Genomic DNA, 18,162 nt, shown 5'->3' on the forward strand with positions numbered 1-18,162 from the left:
TTTCGCCAGGACGACGGCTGTGGGTAAAGCGCCCTGACCGGTTAATGCCACGTCATCCTCAACCATTTCATATTGCACCGCAGCAGCCCGCCCATCGGGCTGATTGATTTGTCTCGCCCGAATTCGCTAGCCTGAAACAAGGGCAGCGTCATATCCGTATGACAGGCGCGGGCGTATCGTGCCGCCTCATGCTGGCGAGAGGATGGGAATCGTGGCCGACGACAACAAGACGCAGGAATCTCCGATAGCCGCAGCGCCCAAACGGCTGCCGCTGGCGGAAGAGGGGATCATGGAAACCCTGCTGCTGCCATTCTCCCCGCGTTTCATCGTGCTGACCATCTGCGCGGTCGTCACCGCGCTGTTGATCGGCATCGGCATCGCCGACCGCAAGATCTTCGACATCCTGCTGATCCCTACCCTGATCTTCGGCGCGCTGACGCTGCTCGGCGTCCGCGATCTCATGCAGAAGGGCCATGCCGTTCTGCGCAACTATCCGATCTCGGCACATATCCGCTTCCTGCTCGAAGAGATTCGTCCGGAGATGCGGCAGTATTTCTTCGAGAGCGAGAAGGACGGCATGCCGTTCTCGCGCGACATCCGCGCGCTGGTCTATCAGCGCGCCAAGATGCAACTCGACAAGCGTCCGTTCGGTACCCAGGAGGACGTCTACCGCGACGGCTATGAATGGATGCATCATTCGGTCTCGCCGAAGATGCATGCCGAGGAGAAATTCCGCGTCACCATCGGCGGATCGGAGTGCACGAAGCCGTATTCGGCCTCGGTTTTCAATATCTCCGCGATGAGCTTCGGCGCGCTCAGCCCGAACGCGGTGCGCGCGCTGAATGCCGGCGCCAGGAAGGGCGGCTTCGCACACGATACCGGCGAGGGCGGCTTCAGCCCCTATCACGCAGAGATGGGCGGCGACATCATCTGGGAGATCGGCTCGGGTTATTTCGGCTGCCGCCATCTCGACGGCAGCTTCGATCCGGAGGCGTTCGCGCGCGTCGCAAACCACGACCAGATCAAGATGGTCGAGCTGAAGATCAGCCAGGGCGCCAAACCCGGCCATGGCGGCGTGCTGCCGGCGGCGAAGGTTTCCGAGGAGATTTCCAAGATCCGCGGAGTCTCGATGGGCGAGGACTGCATCTCGCCGGCCTCGCACCGTGCCTTCTCGACACCTGTTGGCATGATGCAGTTCATCGCCGAGATGCGCCGCCTCTCCGGCGGCAAGCCGGCGGGGTTCAAGCTGTGCATCGGCCATCCCTGGGAATTCCTGGCGATCTGCAAGGCGATGATCGAGACCGGAATCTATCCCGACTTCATCGTCGTCGACGGCAACGAGGGCGGCACCGGCGCGGCGCCGCTGGAGTTCATGGATCATCTGGGCATGCCGATGCGCGAGGGCGTCAATTTCGTCCACAACGCGCTGATCGGCATCAACGCCCGCGACCGCATCAAGATCGGCGCGTCCGGCAAGATCGCCACCGCCTTCGACATGGCGCGGGCGATGGCGATCGGCGCCGACTGGTGCAATTCGGCGCGCGGCTTCATGTTCTCGCTCGGCTGCATCCAGTCGCTGAGCTGCCACACCGACCGCTGCCCGACCGGGGTCGCGACCCAGGATCCGACCCGCGCGCGCGCGCTCTATGTGCCGCTCAAGATCGACCGCGTGCACAATTATCACCATGCGACGCTGCACTCGCTGACCGAGCTGATCGCCGCGGCCGGCCTCGAGCACCCCCAGCAGCTGCGCCCGATCCATTTCAGCCAGCGCACCTCGACGACCGACGTGAAGTCCTTCGCGCAGCTCTACCCGGCGCTGCGTCCGGGCGAGCTGCTCGAAGGTACCGAGGACCCGCGCTTCCGCGACGCCTGGCGGATGGCGCGGGCGGAGACGTTCCAGCCGGCGCTGTAGGCGCCGGTCCACCTTGCAAGGCCGCAGCACCTGACGCGAGAATGCGTCGCGACCAGGGCTGCGTTTAACGCTTGGTTCAACTTTGGGTGTAGATTGTCCCCATGGACGAGCGGCGCGACAAGGCAAGGCATCGCGTGTTGAAGGCCGGAACGATCGAGTTCGGCGGCGGCGCGATCGACTGCACCATCCGCAACCTCTCCGATACAGGCGCCGCGCTCGACGTCACCAGCCCCGTTGGCATCCCCGACCATTTCATCCTGGTCGTCCAGGCCGGCGGAACCCATCTGTCCTGCACCGTGGTCTGGCGCAAGGAAAAGCGGATCGGGGTGAGGTTTGGATAGGGGCTCTGCGTCCGACGCGAGCTCGTGACCCTTGCTCCCGCGGTCGTCCCGGCGAAGGCCGGGGCGCATACCGCGTGACTTATCGCCAATGCGCAGGCAGCAGCACCGCGTAACTCTCAGTCTTCGCCAAACTCAATTGTATGGTTATGGGTCCGGCCTTCGCCGGGTCGACGAGACCAGCTCACGCCGCCGCCTGCTCGCCCCGCCTGCTCGCCAAAATCTTGTCGATCCTTCGCCCGTCGAGATCGATGACCTCGATGTGCCAGCCGGCGAAGTCGAACGCATCGCCGACATTGGGCAGCACGTTGAACTGCTGCAGCACCAGCCCCGCCACCGTGTTGTAGCGGTGCGGCGGCAGCTCGACGCCGAGCAGCTCGCCGAATTCGTCGACCGGCATCCAGCCGGAGATCAGAAGTGAATCATCGGCACGCCTGACATAGGCCGGCTCCGGCGGTCCCTCTTCGGAATGGAACGCGCCGACGATCGACTCGAGGATGTCGGCAGTGGTCACCATGCCTTCGAAGCCGCCGTATTCGTCGTAGACGAGACCGACGTGAACCGGCGCGGCTTTCAGGATGGCCAGCACGTCGCGGGCATCCGCCGACGCCGGAATGCCGGGCGCCTCGCGCACGAGCGCGCGCAGGTCGGGCGTGCGTTCGTTCATATAAGCGATCAGCAGGTCCTTGGCCTGGAGCACGCCGATCGGCTTGTCGCGATCGCCGTCGGAGACCGGAAAGCGCGAATGCGGGCTCTTCACGATGATCTCGTGAATGGCCTCCGGCGTATCGTTCAGGTCGATCTCGTTGACCTCCGTGCGCGGCGTCATGATCGCGCCGACCGGACGGTCGCCGAGCCGCATCACGCCGGCGATCATCTCCTTTTCGCCTGATTCGAGCACGCCCGCGCTTTCGGCCTCGCTGACGAGATGATGGATCTCGTCCTCGGACACCTTCTCCTCGGCCTTGCCACCGCGGCCGAGCAGCGAGAGGATCAGCTTGCCGGAGAGATCGAGCAGGAAAACCAGTGGCAGCGATATCCGCGCCAGAACGTGCATCGCGGGGGCGACCATGACCGCGACGCTCTCGGGGTCGCGCAGCGCCACCTGCTTCGGCACCAGCTCGCCGACGATCAACGTCGCGTAAGTGATGAGCGTGACGACGATGCCGACGCCGACGATGTCGGCTATCCCTGCGGACAGGCCAAGCTCGACCAGGGATTGAGTCAGCCGTTGTCCGAGCGTCGCGCCGGAGAACGCGCCCGAGAGCACGCCGACCAGCGTGATCCCGATTTGCACCGTCGAGAGGAATTTTCCGGGATCGGCCGCCAGCGTCAGCGCGCGCTCGGCGCCGCGCACACCCTTGGCCGCGAGCATCGACAGCCGGGCCGGGCGCGACGAGACCACGGCCAGCTCGGACATGGACAAAAGGCCGTTGATGACGATCAGGACGACGACGATGACGAGTTCGACCGAGAGCATTGACGTTCCGAGGTAAGGGAGTGTGGCGCAGATGGCGGCGCAGGCCTTGATATAGTTATTCCGGGGACGAAATGCCGGTGATTCTGTCGCATCCTTTGCTCCGAGGGAACCTCGGGTCCCAACTGTTCCGGAAGGCACTCGACGCCGACCCCCGCGGAACTACAGGCATGCCGTGCTTAACGGGCTCTTAGTGGCCACCCGCTAGGTTCTCGACATTTGCAGGAATGTATTCGGGGATCAGGATGCGGATCGGGAAGCTCTTTGCGCTGTCGATGCTGACGGTGACGGTATTTGCAGTCATCCTCGGCGCCGAGGTGCTGATACCCCAGGCGCGCATCTTCACGAACCGCTCCGACGCGATCAAGACGGTCGATGCTTTTGGTGCGACCCTGATGGTCAGCCAGCAGGTCGCCGGCCTTCGTGCCCCCTACATCTCCCCGATCTTCCAGGAGAACCCTGCGACACAGGCCCAGATCGAAGCCGCCGCGAAGGCCTCGAAGGCGGCCGATGCCGCATTCGAGGGGGCACGGCGCGCCATCATGGTGCTGGACGACGCCGGAGCGATGATCGAGAACCTGGACCGTGCCGCGCGGCGGCTCAAGGATATCTACACCGCGGCAGATCGCGCGATGAGCATTCCGCTGGCGTCGCGCGACGGGGCTGTGATCAAGGGCTTCCTTCCGGGCGTTGCCGAGGTCATCGGCGATATCGAGCCGATCATGAACAGGCTCGAAGCGAAGGTCATCAATGCCGATTCCTCGCTTGCCGCGCTGTTGAGCCTGGCGCGAACGGCGCAGGATCTGCGCGTCTCGGCCGGCAGCCGCGCCGCGACGCTGTCGCCGGCGCTGAGCGCACGCCGCCCGATCACGGCGGCCGAATTCTCGCTGATGGATCGTATGCAGGGGCGTGTCGAGGCCGACCGCGAGCGCATCGAGGCCGGCATCGACCAACTCGGAAGCCCGCCTCGCATCGCCACCGCGCTGAAGGCGGCGACGGACTCCTATTTCGGCAAAGCGGCTGCTGCCGTGGACAAGGAGATGCCCGCGGCCCGTGGCGACGGCAAGTACGGCATCAACGCCGAGGAGCTGGCGAAGGTCATCGTGCCGGCCATCCAGATGTTCTACGCCGTGCGCGACGCCGCGCTGGCCGAAGCTGCCGAGCGCGCCGCGGCCGCGCGCGATGGTGCGCTGGCCATGCTCGCGCTTGCGGGCGTGGCGGTGCTGGCGCTGCTCGGGACGCTCGGTGGGGTGACCATGATGCTGCGCAGCCGCGTGGTGACGCCGCTGAGCCGGCTCGCTGACGTGATCGGAACGCTCGCCGCCGGACGGCACGAGGTCGAGATCCCCGCGACGGGGCGCAATGACGAGATCGGCCAGGTGGCGGGCTCGCTCCGGCACTTCAAGGATTCGCTCTCCGCCAAGAAGGCCGCCGACGAGGCGGCCGCGGCCGAAGCCGAGGCGAAGCTCCGTCGCAGCCAGCGCATGGACCAGATCGCGCGCGACTTCGAAGCCATGATCGGGGACGTCATCAACACCGTCGCGTCGGCATCTTCGGAGCTGGAGGCCTCAGCGGGAACGCTGACGAGCACGGCCGATCGATCGGAAAAGGTCACCGCGACCGTCGCCGCCGCGTCCGAGCAGGCCTCCACCAACGTGCAGACCGTTGCCGCTGCCGCGGAGGAAATGGCGTCCTCGGTCGACGAGATCAGCCGGCAGGTCCAGGACTCCGCGCGCGTCGCCGGCGAGGCGGTGCAGCAGGCGGGGCGAACGAACGAGCATGTCGGCGAGCTCGCCAAGGCCGCCGGCCGGATCGGGGACGTCGTCGAGCTCATCAGCCAGATCGCGGGCCAGACCAATCTTCTGGCGCTGAACGCCACCATCGAGGCGGCGCGCGCCGGCGAGGCCGGGCGCGGCTTCGCCGTCGTCGCCTCCGAGGTCAAGGCGCTGGCCGAGCAGACCGCCAAGGCCACCGGCGAGATCAGCCAGCAGATCGCGGGAATCCAGACGGCGACCGAGGATTCGGTCGGCGCGATCAAGGCGATCGGCGACACTATCACCCGCATGTCCGAGATCGCGTCTGCGATCGCCTCGGCGGTCGAGGAGCAGGGCGCGGCGACGCGGGAGATTTCCCGCAACGTGCAGCAGGCGGCGCGCGGCACCCAGCAGGTCTCCGCCAGCATCGTCGACGTGCAGCGCGGCGCGAGCCAGACCGGATCGGCATCCTCGAACGTGCTTGCGTCAGCCAAGTCGCTGTCTGGCGAGAGCAGCCGCCTCAAGGTCGAGGTCGGGAAGTTTCTCGACGCGATCCGGGCCGCGTAAGGGCGCGATCAGAACTCGCCGTGGAGGCGGCCTGAGAACACCGACACCGGGCCACGATCCGCGTTGTAGGCGGGATTGACGATGAGCTGGTAGTCGGCGGTGAAGGTCAGCGCCTTGTTCAGTGCGTAGGCGTAATAGGTCTCCAGCACGCGTTCGCGGCGGTAGTTGAGCTGGCCGTCGCCGATCAGCGGACCGAGACCGCCGGCGGCGATGAAGTCGCGATGGTCCTGCGAGAGGCCGTTGATGGCGCCGGCAATGGCGACGACGTCGTCGGGCCGGCCCCATTTCGCTCCCTTCACCGAGACGCCGCCGGACAGGCTGCGGTCGATGTCCGTGAACGCCATGATCTCGTTGCGGCCGTCGTTCCAGCTCCAGCGGCCGAACACGCCGATGTCGTCGGTCATCGCCTGTTCGAGGTTGAGCGCGTAGCCGTATTTGAGGCGGCCGCGGCGGGTCTGGCTGATGTCGAGGTTGAGCAGGGGATTGTCCAGCGTCTCGCGATAGCTGCCGGAATAGGCGCTGTTGACGAAGCCGAGCGTGCGCAGCTTGCCGGGCAGGCCGAACAGCGAATAGCGCGTCTCCAGCTCCATCACATATTCGCCGCGGCGGCCGATGTTCATGTCGAAATTGCTCGAGTTGGACTGGGCGTCCATCAGGAAGTAGCCGGCGCGCAGCGCCCATTGCTTCTGGTTCAATTCGGCCGTGGCGCCATAGCCGAGGCCGAGCTTGTCGGCGGCATAGTCGAAGGCGCCGGACGCCCAGATCGACCAGTTCATGAAATCCTTGCGCGGGTCGTGCGCGTAGGAATTGCCGTCGAATACGTCGACCACGGAGAATTTGCCGACCTGCAAGGTCAGGCGCGACACGTCAACCTTGCTCGCGAGCTGAAGCTGGCCGCTGGCAAGCTCTTCCTGCTCGCCGCCGAAGCCGAAGGTCTGGCGCACGAACAGGCGAGAGGCGTTGAAGTGCGGATAGGGAAAGCCGGATTTTTGCGCTTCGCCGTTGGGAAAGCCGGCGGCGCCCGTCGTGTTGTTGAAGCCGAAACCCTGCAGCAGCTCGGGATTGAAATAGACCTCGCCGCCGTCCCACAGCCGCGCATTCAGATACAGCGAATTGCTCCATGTCTGCTGGAAATCCGGGGAGGGGAGCAGGCTGTTCGGTCCGGTATAGGGCGCGTGGAACGCGGGGTAGCCCTGCCCCAGCACGGTCGACTGGCCGTGAATCTCCCAGCGGCTAGACTCGGTGTCCGTCACATCCGACTTCGGGTTGTAGGTCGGCACGCCCGGCCAATCGATCTTGCGATCGAGGCCGATGCGCAGGCTCTGGAAATCCATCGACGACGAATACTGCGCGCCGGAGGGGAAGGTGATGTTGGCGTTGTCGAACTTGCTGTAGAGATATTCGAGCCGCGCGCTCCAGTGCGGCGCGAAGGCATATTCGACTCCGCCCCCGGCAGTCCAGCCGAACCGCGTGTGCAGTACCTTCTCTTCATTGCCGCCGGTCGGTGTCGAAAGAAAACGCTCGCCGGTGAAGGCCGCGCCGCCGGTTGCGTAAAACAGCCAGTTGCCGCTGGTGTAGCCGAGCCGGGCGCGCAGGCTTGCGACATAGTCCCAGCGCTCCTCCGTGCTCGACAGCACGGTCGCCGCCGATGACACGACGTGGTTGGACGGCAGATAGTTCGGAAACGAGATGTCGCCTTCGACGCCGAGCAGGAGCCCTGAGTTGAGGCGCCAGTTATAGCCCGCCTGCACGCCGCCGGTCGCGCCGGTGAACACGTGATTGTCGGTCGCGAGCGTGGGATCGGTCAGTGTCGCCGAGGACGTGCCGCGGGTGGCACCGAAATGCGCGCCGATATAGAGGCCGGTCCAATCGTAGACCGCCTTCAAGGCCGGTGCCTTCAGCGGCAGGTCGGCCGCACGGCCGGCGGCGGGAAGAGCCAGCACGCCCGAGGCAATCGCCGCGGCCGTCCGCAAATACCGGTGTCGGTGATTTCTCAACGTCAAAACGCACGCCCCCAAAAGCGAATGTGTCCCACCCGCCGCGATGTATCCCTGCCGATTCGCGGCGGCCCTGTCATCAGGCCTCGGTTGCTGCCGGGATCGAGCGAGATGACCTCGATCCGACCCGACTTCTTCCAAGCCCCTGAGCTTGTTGCGAACCTTATTGCGATTAATTCGCAATAGCAACTAGTGCGGATTGCCGCAGGTGATGGTTCGCACCTCGGTGTGACGGGACTGCAACAATTTCCCGGGCCCCAAAACGGATGACCCCGCCCGGGGGACATCCGGGCGGGGTCGGGGGCACGACACGGGGTGGATGAGGCGCCCGTGTCGGACGCGGATCCACTTGAGATCGGCCTCAGGTACTCAAATCAGTAGCAGCTGCGAACGCGGCCGATGTACTGGCCGAAAGCGTTGTATTGGGCGACCCAGCCGCAGCGGTGATAGCCGTAGTAATAGGGGTCGTTGCTGGCGGCGATCGCGGAGCCGACGACGGCGGCGGTAGCAATGCCCAGGCCGACACCGACACCCCAGCCGAGCGGCTTGGCTTGCGCCTGCGAGGTGGTGGCCACGACGCTGCCGGTCAGGGTGAGCGCGGCGAGGGCAACAGCGAAAATCTTGGTCTTGATCGACATGTAAAACTCCATCCGGGTTGAGGCGGTCCGTTGTGGCCCGCGTGCCCAGTTGGACGGAGGCTCCTCGCGTCCGGTTCGAAACCGGCAAAAGCGGGGGTGGAATCCGGCTCTTTCCCGAACGATTCCAGGAGGATGGGAGCTAGCCGAGGGGTCCCTTGGCGAGCCTGTTCACGTCGAAGTTATCGACCTCGGCCAGCAGCTCGCAAAAGGCGCGGGCGCCCTGGTCGATCAGCTGCTCGCCCTTCGCGGCCACGGCCAGCGTCGCATTGCCGACCGCGCCGCTTGGGTTGAGGTCCTGCGCCTGCCAGGCGAACGGCGCCGGCCGCTGCGTCGACAGCCAGCGATATTGCTGCTCCATCGCGATGCTGCTCGCGGGAAAATCCGCGATCGCATCCATGCGCACCTGATCGGGATAGCGTGCCAGCATGATCGAGGTCTCGACCGCGCCGCCGTGGATGCCGTGGCGCACTTCATCAGCCGGGAACAATGTGTCAGCTCCCGACAGCCGCGACCACGACGTCGTCACCACAAAGAGTTTGTGATGCGCGCGCAGATCCTGCGCGACCAGCATCATGGCCGCGCTGTTGCCGCCATGGCTGGTGATGATGACGAGCTTCTTCACGCCGCGCCCGGCGACGTCCTCGCCGATCCCCGTCCATCTCTTCAGCGCAATGTCAGTCGGCAGCGTCTGCGTGCCCGGATAATCGAGATGCTCGGTGGAAATCCCGACCGTTTCAACGGGGAGGAACGTCGCCGGAACGTCCGCGGGCAAAACCTCGCGCACGCGCGCCAGATAGGCGTCCGCGATCAGCACGTCGGTTGCGAGCGGCAGATGCGGGCCGTGCTGCTCGGTCGCCGCCAGCGGCAGCACCGCGATCCAGCGTGACGCGTCCGCTGGGCCGGTATCGGCCCAGTGGATCTCGGTCCAGTCGCGGGACGGCATCATCAAGTTTTCCTTGGAATTTTTCTTGGAGGTTTCTTTGCCCGAATTTGTCACGTAATTTGGGGTATCAGGGGACGCGGGCCCGGCCGGCTCGCGTCCCCGAACTTCTTGCGGTTTTATCGCGTTGGTTCGACATCGACCAGCCACGATCGACGGAGTCCCATCATGAGCCCCTCTCATCTGCGGCGAGCGTTAACAGCGGGCTTGATGGCCGCTTTGGTTTCGATCGTCGCGGCGCGCGCCGAGACCCTGGACAAGGTCAGCTTCGGCACCAACTGGGTCGCCGAGGCCGAGCATGGCGGCTTCTTCCAGGCGGTCGCCGACGGCACCTACAAGAAATACGGCCTCGACGTCACCATCGTTCCCGGCGGGCCGAACGAGAACAACCGGATGCTGCTGATCGCCGGGAAGATCGATTTCTTCATGGCCGCGAACACGCTGATGTCGTTCGACGCGGTCGCCAACAACGTCCCGGTCGTCACCATCGCCGCGGTCTTCCAGAAGGATCCGCAGGTGATGCTGACGCAGCCCGACGCCAAGGTCGCCAAGATCGAGGATCTCAAGCCGCTGACGCTGTTCGTCTCCAAGGAAGGCATGACCAGCTATTTCCAGTGGCTGAAGTCCGAATACGGCTTCAGCGAGAAGAACGTCCGTCCGTATAATTTCAATCCGCAGCCTTTCATTGCCAATCCGAAGAGCGCGATGCAGGGCTACGTCACCTCCGAGCCCTTCGCGGTCGAGAAGGCTGCCGGCTTCAAGCCCAACGTTCTGCTGCTCGCCGATTACGGCTTCAACACCTATTCGACCCTGATCGAGACCCGCCGCGACGTGGTCGAGAAGAAGCCGGACCTGGTGCAGCGCTTCGTCGATGCCTCCATGGTCGGCTGGTACAATTACATCTACCGCGACAATTCCGCCGGCAACGCCATGATCAAGAAGCTCAATCCGGAGATGACCGACGAACTGCTCGCCTATTCCGTCGCCAAGATGAAGCAATACGGCATCGTCGATTCCGGCGACAGCTTGAAGGACGGCATCGGCGCCATGAGCGACGAGCGCTACACCTCCTTCTTCAACAAGATGGTGAAGGCGGGCGTGGTGAAGGCGGACCTCGATTTCCGCAAATCCTATACGCTGCGCTTCGTCAACAAAGGCGTCGGCGCCGAACTGCGCCCCGGCAAGCCGTAGCGCAAGGTCGATGTCGTCAGCCAAGACTTCGACGGGGGTCGAGACCGGCCTGACGGCCCTGGCCGTCAGCCTGCGCGGCGTGACCAAGACCTATGACAACGGCATCATGGCGCTCGGCCCGCTCGATCTTGCCGTGCGCAAGGGCGAGTTCATCTCGCTGCTGGGTCCGTCCGGTTGCGGCAAGTCGACCGCGCTGCGGCTGATCGCGGAGCTCAGCGCGCCGTCGTCGGGAATCGTGAGGCTGGGGCGTCACGAGGGCGTACCGCAGCCGGGCCACGGCATCGGCTTCGTGTTTCAGGAACCGACCCTGATGCCCTGGACCAGCGTACGCGAGAACGTGCGATTGCCGCTGAGGCTCGCAGGCGTGGCGAAGGCGGACGCGCGCGCGCGTGCCGATGTGGCGCTCGCCAGCGTCGGGCTTGCCGATTTCGCCGACGCGTTTCCGCGCGAGCTCTCCGGCGGGATGAAGATGCGGGTGTCGCTGGCGCGCGCGCTCGTCACCGATCCCGACATCCTGCTGATGGATGAGCCGTTCGCCGCGCTCGACGAGATCACGCGCTTCCGCCTCAACAACGATTTGCTCGCGCTGTGGCGCAGCCTTGGCAAGACCGTCATCTTCGTGACCCATTCGGTGTTCGAATCCGTCTACCTGTCGCAGCGCGTGGTGGTCATGACGATGCGGCCCGGCCGCATCCAGGCCGACATCCGCATCGAGACGGTCGAGCCGCGCGGCGAGGAATTTCGCACCTCGGCCGCCTATTCCGACTATTGCCGGCGGGTGTCGGCCGCGCTGGCGCCGTCCTATTCGGGGCAACTGGTGCTATGAACGCGCAAGCGACCGTCACCCCGAAACCGCCCGGCGCACGACGCGCGATCCGCTTCGTGCTCCCCGTCATGGTGTTCGCGGCGGGGCTTCTTGCCTGGGAACTCGTGGTCCGCATCAAGGAGATCCCGCCTTACGTGCTGCCGGCGCCCTCGATCATCTTCCTGACGCTGATCAAGGACTGGGCGGTGTTGTCACAATCGCTCGGCGCCACGCTCCTGACCACGCTTGAGGGTTTCGTCGCTGCCAGCATCGGCGGCGTCGCGCTGGCGCTGCTGTTCAACCAGTCGAAATGGGTGGAATATTCGCTATTCCCCTATGCCGTTGTTCTCCAGGTGACACCGGTGATCGCGATCGCGCCGCTGCTCCTGATTTATCTGGAGCAGCAGACCGCGGTCGTCGTCTGCGCCTTCATCGTCGCCTTCTTCCCGGTGCTGTCCAACACCACGCTCGGGCTCAATTCGGTCGACCGCAATCTCGCCGGCCTGTTCCAGCTCTATGGCGCCTCGCCACAGCAGACCCTGCGCTTTCTCAAGCTGCCGGCGGCGCTGCCCTACATTCTCGGCGGCCTGCGCATTGCCGGCGGCCTGTCGCTGATCGGCGCGGTCGTGGCCGAGATCGCGGCGGGAACGGCCGGCGCGGGCTCCGGGCTCGCCTACAGGATCGCCGAATCCGGCTATCGATTGAACATACCCCGCATGTTCGCGGCGCTGCTGCTGTTATCGCTGGCCGGGATTGTCATCTATGGGGTGCTGGCGCTAGTTTCCCACCTCGTTTTACGGCGCTGGCATGAGAGCGCGCTTGGAAAGGAAAACTGATGACCACCGGTTCGATTTCGTCCGAAAAGATCGACCTTTTGATCTATGGGCCGGTGCGGCCGATCCTCGAGAACGGGTTTTCCGATCATTTCGTCGTGCACAAGGCCGAGACGCGCGGTGACCTCGAGCGGCTGACGCCGGCGATCCGCGAAAAGATCCGCGGCGTGGCGGTGACCTATCACACGGTGCGCGCCGACAAGGATTCGCTGTCGCAATTGCCGAAGATCGAGATGGTGGCGAGCTTCGGTGTCGGCTACGACCACATCGACGCCAAATACGCGGCCGAGCACAGCATCATCGTCACCAACACGCCCGACGTGCTGACCGAGGAGGTCGCCGACGTTGCGATGGGCCTTCTGATCTCCACCGTGCGCGAGTTCATCAAGGCCGACCGTTACGTGCGTTCAGGCCTCTGGCAGACCCAGAACTATCCGCTCAGCGTCGGCTCGCTGCGCGACCGCAAGGTCGGCATCGTCGGCATGGGCCGGATCGGCCAGGCCATCGCGCGCCGGCTCGATGCCTCGCTGGTGCCGGTGGTCTATCACTCCCGCAATCCGTCGAAGGACGTCTCCTACAAGCACTACCCCGATTTGATCGAGATGGCGAAGGCGGTGGACACGCTGATGGTGATCGTGCCCGGCGGCGCCGCGACCGAAAAGATGATCAACGCCGAGGTGCTCAAGGCGCTCGGCCCGCGCGGCGTGCTGGTCAACGTGGCGCGCGGCTCTGTGGTCGACGAGGCGGCGCTGGTCCAGGCACTGAAGTCCGGCACCATTCTCGCCGCCGGTCTCGACGTGTTCGCGGCCGAGCCGACCGTGCCGGACGAGCTCAAGTCCATGCAGAACGTCGTGCTGCTGCCGCATATCGGCTCGGCCTCGGTGGTGACGCGCAACGCGATGGACCAACTCGTGGTCGACAACCTCAAGGCCTGGTTCGGCGGCAAGGCGCCGTTGACGCCGGTGGCGGAAACGCCGTTCAAGGGACGCTGATGAGAGTTCTTCGGGTCGTCGCACTGGCTATCGCGGCATGTATTGCCGCGATCAGCCTTGCTCGGACGAGCCCTGCATTGGCGCAGGATACGACGACCCTGAAGAAGGAGATGCCCGGGCAGTGGGAGCTCTCGACCACCGAGCGCAGCAAGACCTGTGTCGTCACGCTCAAGGCTGACGCCGCCGCACAAGGCTTCAAGCTCGAACTGGAGCCGGCCTGCAAGGCCACGCTGCCTTTCACCAAGGACATCGTCGCCTGGAGCGTCAGGGGTCTCGACATCGTCCGTTTGCAGGATGCAACCGGTGAAGCCGTGATCGACTTCACCGAGGTCGAGGCCGGCATCTTCGAAGGCCTGCGCCAGGGCGAGGGCGTCTACATCCTGCAGGATCTTGCCGCCGCACGGTCGATGGCCAAGTCGATGGACCAGATGATCGGGGACTGGGCGATGGTGCGCGGCAACGGCCAGCCGGTGTGCGGGCTGACGCTGACCAACACGGAAGCCGGCCAGGACAATTTCCAGGTCTTCCTCAAGCCGAAATGCGATGCGGCCATCGCACAGTTCAATCCGACGCAATGGCGGCTCGAACGCGGCCAGATCATCCTGCTGTCGAAGTCCGGCGATGTCTGGCAGTTCGAGGCCGACGACAACGCGCAGTGGCGGCGCGTCCCCGACACCGCCGATCCCCTGATCATGCTGCGTCAGTAGGCGCCGCGAGCGTGCTCGGCCTGCCACGGTTCGCCCGGCAATGCAGAGCATCGTCCGGAGACGCGCGCTTTGGCGGGCTCCTCACCATGAGGGTCTGATATCTCGCCGCGAAACGCGACCTCATCCTGAGGGCCCCGCCGGAGGCGGGCGTCTCGAAGGATGGCCGCAGGTTATGTCGTCGGCTCGGCACATGTGAAGTGGGTTACAGCGTCGGCAGGAAAATCAGGGCAGGATCGGGACCGCAGGGCGACCGCGCGCGAGGGAACCGGGAGGAAGGCTCCTTCCGTTAGCGATGCGGGAAGTCCGGCAAGGAGTTTTGCATGAGCAGGCGCGTCCTCGCGATCGGCATCGAACCGGGCAATGCGGACTACAGCGCATTCCCGAAAGTCACGCCCGAGCTAGTGCGCACCTACATCGATGCGCAATTGCTGCGCCTGCGCGATCTCGGCTACGAGGTCACGAGTTGCCTGATCGATCTCGACGCCACGGCGGAAGCCGGAGTCACGGCGGCGCTGCGCGACGAGAGCTTCGGCTGCATCCTGATCGGCGCGGGTCTGCGTGAGCCGAGGGAGCGCCTGCTGCTATTCGAGAAGGTGCTCAACCTCGTCCATCGCCTGGCGCCGAATGCGGCGATCTGCTTCAACACCTCGCCCGCCGACACCGCCGAAGCCGTGCAGCGCTGGATCTACACGTGATGGAGCACGGCATTCACATCCTTGCAGCGACAGCGTTGGTTCCCGAAAACAGGATTGAAACGACTTGGCGTCCGTGCAATTGTAGCGTGTATCACGACGGGATATTGAGCGTCGCGACATCCGAATTGACATAAGCGGTTTTTGCTTTCGGTCGCCGAAGCGCCGGAAGCCTGATGAATTTCAAAAAGCGCGCGCTCCGCATGTGATGCGAGCACGTGTCTGGATGCGGGAGTAGTTTCCGTATGGTGCGCAAGAAGCCGGCGAGCGAAAAGGCTAGCGACACGAGTGCTAGCGACACAAGGGCTGGCGAGACAAAGGCTAATGCGGGCGATGTCAGGCGAGTCCTGACCAAGACCTCGATCGCGCCCGATCTGCTCGCCGTCATGGATGGCGGCCCGAAGAGGAAGACCGCAGCAAGAGCCGCTGCCGCGGAGCCTACGTTCAAGGTGATCATCGAATTCAACCGGAGTTTTCCGGGGGGAATCGGCGGCGCACGGCTTGTCTTGCTGTGGGCCTACAGCAAGGCGCGCGGGCTGGCGGACCCGGCGGTCCAGATGAAGCTTCTTCCCGCGTTCGGGCCCGCCGCATCCCGCTTCGATCCGTCGCTGATGGCCATGTTCGATCCGTCCGACGATATCGACATCGAGAAGTCGATGTGGACGGATAATTACGTTTTCGCAAGGCTGACCAGCAAGACGATCGGCACTCTCTCGGATTGCAAGCCGGCGGATGTGAGCAGTTCCCAATCGTCGGCAGCGGCTGAGAAGCCGATCGCGCTGATCTACAAGATCTGGCGAGATCACGAGATCAAGCGTTGCGTCTATGAGTCGGTGCGAACGATCAAGTGCGACGCGGCGTTCAATACCTTTCAAGCAGGCGGAAAGGGGATTGTCTGGGCGGTCGCCGATACCGGCATCGACGCAACTCATCCGCACTTCCAGTCGCTCGAAACCACCAAGCTTCCGGATGGGCTCCTGCACAAGGATTTTACGGAGCCGCATCCGAATGATCCCGATGCGTCCCAGGCCGCAGCTCTGACCGATCAGGACGGGCATGGCACACATGTCGCCGGCATCATCGCCGGGCTGACATGCCGCAAGCAGGACAACCTGCCCGGGATCGAGACGGCAATCGCGACAATAAGCATCAGGACGGAGGTCCGGGACAGCAAGGGGAATGTCAGCAAGGTCAATGTCGAGCATAAGAAGCCGATCGCGGGATTGGCGCGCGACTGCAAGCTCGTCAGTCTGAAAGTGCTTGCCGATGGTGAGTCGGGCGATCTCAGCAACCTGCTGGCCGCGCTCGGCTATATTCAGCGCTGCAACGACAACGGACGGAGCCTGAAGATTCACGGCGTGAATCTCAGCCTCGGCTATCCGTTCGATCCCGAATGGTTTGCGGCCGGGCAGAGCCCTCTTTGCGTCGAGGTCGACCGCCTTGTGCACTCGGGGGTCTGCGTGGTCGTCGCGGCCGGCAATGGTGGATACGGTGTCGTCAGCGGCTATTACGGGGCGGCCGAGCGCGCGGCGCACATGGGGACGATCGCGGATCCCGGCAATGCGAGCCTTGCGATCACGGTGGGATCGACCCATCGCGACATGCCCCACACGTTCGGTGTTTCGTTCTTCTCGGCCAAGGGCCCGACCTCGGACGGCCGGATGAAGCCCGATCTGGTCGCGCCGGGCGAGCGCATCGTCTCCTGCGCTTTGATGAAAGGCGCTGCCGCGAACGAGGCATTGTTTCGAGAGGATTCCGGGACCAGCATGGCCGCCCCCCACGTTTCGGGCGCGATCGCGGCCTTTCTGTCGGTCCGCAACGAGTTCCTCGGGCAGCCCGAACAGGTGAAGGACATCTTCGTCGCGGCTGCGACCAATATAAAGCGCCGGCCCGAATTCCAGGGGGCCGGCCTGCTCGATCTGCTGCGCGCTTTGCAATCCGTCTAGGGAGGACGCCCATGAGCAATGTTCCGTCGATTTGGCTGGAGTTTGACGAGAATGGTGCAATCGACGCGGGCATCGCAGCGCAGCTCACGGCATTGCTCGGCAAGCCGGGAATCGAGGACCTGGTGGTGATGTCCCACGGCTGGAAGAACGACAAGAACGATGCGACGAAGCTGTACGGGACCCTCTGGGCGAACGCCGCCGGCAATCTGCCGGCTGGCCGCGCGGACAAGATCGTCGTCGCCGGCGTGCTGTGGCCCGCCAAGGCGTTTCAGACCGACTTCGATGCCGCTGCGATCACGGATGTCGGCACGCCAGGCACGCTTTCCGCTTCCGGAGGCACTTCGGCTTCAGACCTGCCTCAGCAGGAGTTCGACGCGTTATTGGCGGACTTCGCCCGTTTCATGGGGCCGTCCGCGGCGCAGACCATCGCCGCCGCGCGCACCGCTGCCCAGCACTTGAACCCCGACGCCTCGCACGATCTTGCCAAGCAAGCCGCAGCAGCGGCCGGGGTAGATGCACACTCGCCCGACAAGGAACTTCGGGGCGATGCCACCCGTATAGCGCGCGCCGCCGCCGATCGTACCGAGGCACAGTTTCTGCTCGGCAGCCTTACCACGCCACCCGTGCTGAAGCTCGCGCCGAAGGTCGGCGGTGCCATGGGTCTCAGCAGTGCCGTGCATGGCTTTTTCACCGGCGCGCGCGCTGCTGTCGGCCGCTTCCTCAACCAGCTCACCTACTACGAGATGAAAAAGCGTGCCGGCGTCATCGGTGTCAGCCTGATCGACAAGGTTCTTGGAAAGCTCACGCCTTCGCATCCGATCAGGGTGCATCTGGTCGGCCACAGCTTTGGTGGGCGATTGGTCACGGCGGCCGCCAATCGCTGGGCTGCGGTGCCGAATCTGGAGCTGTTTTCGCTCACGATCCTGCAGGGCGCCTATTCCCACAATGCCATGTCTCATCAGGTCGCGGGAGCGTTTCCGAACGTGGTCGGCAAGCCGACCGGGCCAATCGCGATCACGCACACCCACAACGACCTTGCGTGTACGCTCGCTTATGCGATCGCATCGCGTTTTTCGCGTGACACCACCCAAGGCGTCGGAGATGCGAGCGACGAGTTCGGCGCGATGGGTGCAAACGGGCCCCAGAAACTCGAGCCGGGCGCAAGCGAGCCCGACAACATCACCCAAGTGTTCGCGCCCAAGCGAGGCAAGGTCAACACGTTCCTGGCCGACGCATATATCCTCAAGACGAACCAAACGGACGCTCACAACAACGTCACCAATGCGGTCGTCGGGCAACTTCTTGCCAGTGTCATCCAGGCATGATCCTGCCGTGAGAAGCCTTGGCATTTTGCGTACGGTCATTCCGCG

At 64.5% G+C, this 18,162-nt stretch carries 15 protein-coding genes; 11 read left to right on the forward strand and 4 right to left on the reverse strand.

Annotated features, from left to right (window positions below; all coding sequences use genetic code 11):
* Positions 1–202 precede the first annotated feature (202 nt).
* Positions 203–1,915 (forward strand): FMN-binding glutamate synthase family protein, encoded by a 1,713-nt coding sequence (locus OC450_RS31685; protein WP_211386225.1) that lies wholly within the window; start codon positions 203–205, stop codon positions 1,913–1,915.
* 101 nt (positions 1,916–2,016) lie between these two features.
* On the forward strand, positions 2,017–2,256 hold the full coding sequence (locus OC450_RS31690; RefSeq protein ID WP_256805517.1) for a PilZ domain-containing protein: 240 nt from the start codon (positions 2,017–2,019) through the stop codon (positions 2,254–2,256).
* 181 nt (positions 2,257–2,437) lie between these two features.
* On the opposite strand, the gene OC450_RS31695 is transcribed toward OC450_RS31690, so the two are convergent.
* Positions 2,438–3,733, reverse strand: coding sequence for a hemolysin family protein (locus OC450_RS31695; protein WP_262049321.1), 1,296 nt, complete (start codon positions 3,731–3,733; stop codon positions 2,438–2,440).
* A 242-nt stretch (positions 3,734–3,975) separates the two neighbouring features.
* On the opposite strand from OC450_RS31695, the gene OC450_RS31700 reads away from it, so the two are divergent.
* Positions 3,976–6,051, forward strand: a complete 2,076-nt coding sequence (locus OC450_RS31700; RefSeq protein WP_262049322.1) for a methyl-accepting chemotaxis protein — start codon at positions 3,976–3,978, stop codon at positions 6,049–6,051.
* Positions 6,052–6,059: 8 nt separating this feature from the next.
* On the opposite strand, the gene OC450_RS31705 is transcribed toward OC450_RS31700, so the two are convergent.
* From OC450_RS31705 to OC450_RS31715, 3 genes are all read right to left on the reverse strand, one after another.
* On the reverse strand, positions 6,060–8,024 hold the full coding sequence (locus OC450_RS31705) for a carbohydrate porin (protein WP_262049323.1): 1,965 nt from the start codon (positions 8,022–8,024) through the stop codon (positions 6,060–6,062).
* 398 nt (positions 8,025–8,422) lie between these two features.
* Positions 8,423–8,686, reverse strand: a complete 264-nt coding sequence (locus OC450_RS31710; RefSeq protein ID WP_211386230.1) for a hypothetical protein — start codon at positions 8,684–8,686, stop codon at positions 8,423–8,425.
* A 139-nt stretch (positions 8,687–8,825) separates the two neighbouring features.
* A complete protein-coding gene (locus OC450_RS31715; RefSeq protein WP_262049324.1) occupies positions 8,826–9,632 on the reverse strand; it encodes a creatininase family protein in 807 nt (268 codons plus the stop codon).
* 162 nt (positions 9,633–9,794) lie between these two features.
* Here OC450_RS31715 and OC450_RS31720 point away from each other — a divergent pair, with 162 nt between their 5' ends.
* The 8 genes from OC450_RS31720 to OC450_RS31755 all read left to right on the forward strand — a co-directional run bounded on the left by OC450_RS31720 (position 9,795) and on the right by OC450_RS31755 (position 18,117).
* Positions 9,795–10,817, forward strand: coding sequence for an ABC transporter substrate-binding protein (locus tag OC450_RS31720; protein WP_211386232.1), 1,023 nt, complete (start codon positions 9,795–9,797; stop codon positions 10,815–10,817).
* 10 nt (positions 10,818–10,827) lie between these two features.
* On the forward strand, positions 10,828–11,643 hold the full coding sequence (locus OC450_RS31725; protein ID WP_262049325.1) for an ABC transporter ATP-binding protein: 816 nt from the start codon (positions 10,828–10,830) through the stop codon (positions 11,641–11,643).
* Positions 11,640–12,458: an ABC transporter permease gene (locus OC450_RS31730; protein WP_256805523.1), complete on the forward strand. Its 819-nt coding sequence runs from the start codon at positions 11,640–11,642 to the stop codon at positions 12,456–12,458. Before OC450_RS31725 ends, OC450_RS31730 begins: the two co-directional genes overlap by 4 nt.
* Positions 12,458–13,447: a 2-hydroxyacid dehydrogenase gene (locus tag OC450_RS31735; RefSeq protein WP_211386235.1), complete on the forward strand. Its 990-nt coding sequence runs from the start codon at positions 12,458–12,460 to the stop codon at positions 13,445–13,447. Before OC450_RS31730 ends, OC450_RS31735 begins: the two co-directional genes overlap by 1 nt.
* Positions 13,447–14,154, forward strand: a complete 708-nt coding sequence (locus OC450_RS31740) for an AprI/Inh family metalloprotease inhibitor (RefSeq protein ID WP_211386236.1) — start codon at positions 13,447–13,449, stop codon at positions 14,152–14,154. Before OC450_RS31735 ends, OC450_RS31740 begins: the two co-directional genes overlap by 1 nt.
* Positions 14,155–14,474: 320 nt before the next feature.
* The gene (locus OC450_RS31745; RefSeq protein WP_262049326.1) at positions 14,475–14,849 is read left to right on the forward strand and encodes a hypothetical protein; all 375 of its coding nucleotides are present in this window, start codon (positions 14,475–14,477) and stop codon (positions 14,847–14,849) included.
* Positions 14,850–15,091: 242 nt separating this feature from the next.
* Complete coding sequence (locus OC450_RS31750; RefSeq protein WP_211386238.1) at positions 15,092–16,792, forward strand: S8 family peptidase; 1,701 nt, start codon at positions 15,092–15,094, stop codon at positions 16,790–16,792.
* A gap of 11 nt (positions 16,793–16,803) precedes the next feature.
* Positions 16,804–18,117 (forward strand): hypothetical protein, encoded by a 1,314-nt coding sequence (locus tag OC450_RS31755; protein WP_211386239.1) that lies wholly within the window; start codon positions 16,804–16,806, stop codon positions 18,115–18,117.
* Positions 18,118–18,162: the final 45 nt, after the last annotated feature.

The sequence above is a fragment of the Bradyrhizobium sp. Bra78 genome (assembly GCF_024519855.1).
In the GTDB taxonomy this organism is placed as follows: domain Bacteria; phylum Pseudomonadota; class Alphaproteobacteria; order Rhizobiales; family Xanthobacteraceae; genus Bradyrhizobium; species Bradyrhizobium japonicum_G.

Excerpts from the sequence above, each read along its gene's own strand:
- OC450_RS31700 (WP_262049322.1), top strand. The coding sequence starts at position 3,976 with ATGCGGATCGGGAAGCTCTTTGCGCTGTCGATGCTGACGGTGACGGTA.
- OC450_RS31725 (WP_262049325.1), top strand. The coding sequence starts at position 10,828 with ATGTCGTCAGCCAAGACTTCGACGGGGGTCGAGACCGGCCTGACGGCC.
- OC450_RS31750 (WP_211386238.1), top strand. The coding sequence starts at position 15,092 with ATGGTGCGCAAGAAGCCGGCGAGCGAAAAGGCTAGCGACACGAGTGCT.
- OC450_RS31685 (WP_211386225.1), top strand. The coding sequence starts at position 203 with ATGGGAATCGTGGCCGACGACAACAAGACGCAGGAATCTCCGATAGCC.
- OC450_RS31745 (WP_262049326.1), top strand. The coding sequence starts at position 14,475 with ATGAGCAGGCGCGTCCTCGCGATCGGCATCGAACCGGGCAATGCGGAC.
- OC450_RS31730 (WP_256805523.1), top strand. The coding sequence starts at position 11,640 with ATGAACGCGCAAGCGACCGTCACCCCGAAACCGCCCGGCGCACGACGC.
- OC450_RS31690 (WP_256805517.1), top strand. The coding sequence starts at position 2,017 with ATGGACGAGCGGCGCGACAAGGCAAGGCATCGCGTGTTGAAGGCCGGA.
- OC450_RS31695 (WP_262049321.1), bottom strand. The coding sequence starts at position 3,733 with ATGCTCTCGGTCGAACTCGTCATCGTCGTCGTCCTGATCGTCATCAAC.
- OC450_RS31735 (WP_211386235.1), top strand. The coding sequence starts at position 12,458 with ATGACCACCGGTTCGATTTCGTCCGAAAAGATCGACCTTTTGATCTAT.
- OC450_RS31715 (WP_262049324.1), bottom strand. The coding sequence starts at position 9,632 with ATGATGCCGTCCCGCGACTGGACCGAGATCCACTGGGCCGATACCGGC.
- OC450_RS31755 (WP_211386239.1), top strand. The coding sequence starts at position 16,804 with ATGAGCAATGTTCCGTCGATTTGGCTGGAGTTTGACGAGAATGGTGCA.
- OC450_RS31710 (WP_211386230.1), bottom strand. The coding sequence starts at position 8,686 with ATGTCGATCAAGACCAAGATTTTCGCTGTTGCCCTCGCCGCGCTCACC.
- OC450_RS31720 (WP_211386232.1), top strand. The coding sequence starts at position 9,795 with ATGAGCCCCTCTCATCTGCGGCGAGCGTTAACAGCGGGCTTGATGGCC.
- OC450_RS31740 (WP_211386236.1), top strand. The coding sequence starts at position 13,447 with ATGAGAGTTCTTCGGGTCGTCGCACTGGCTATCGCGGCATGTATTGCC.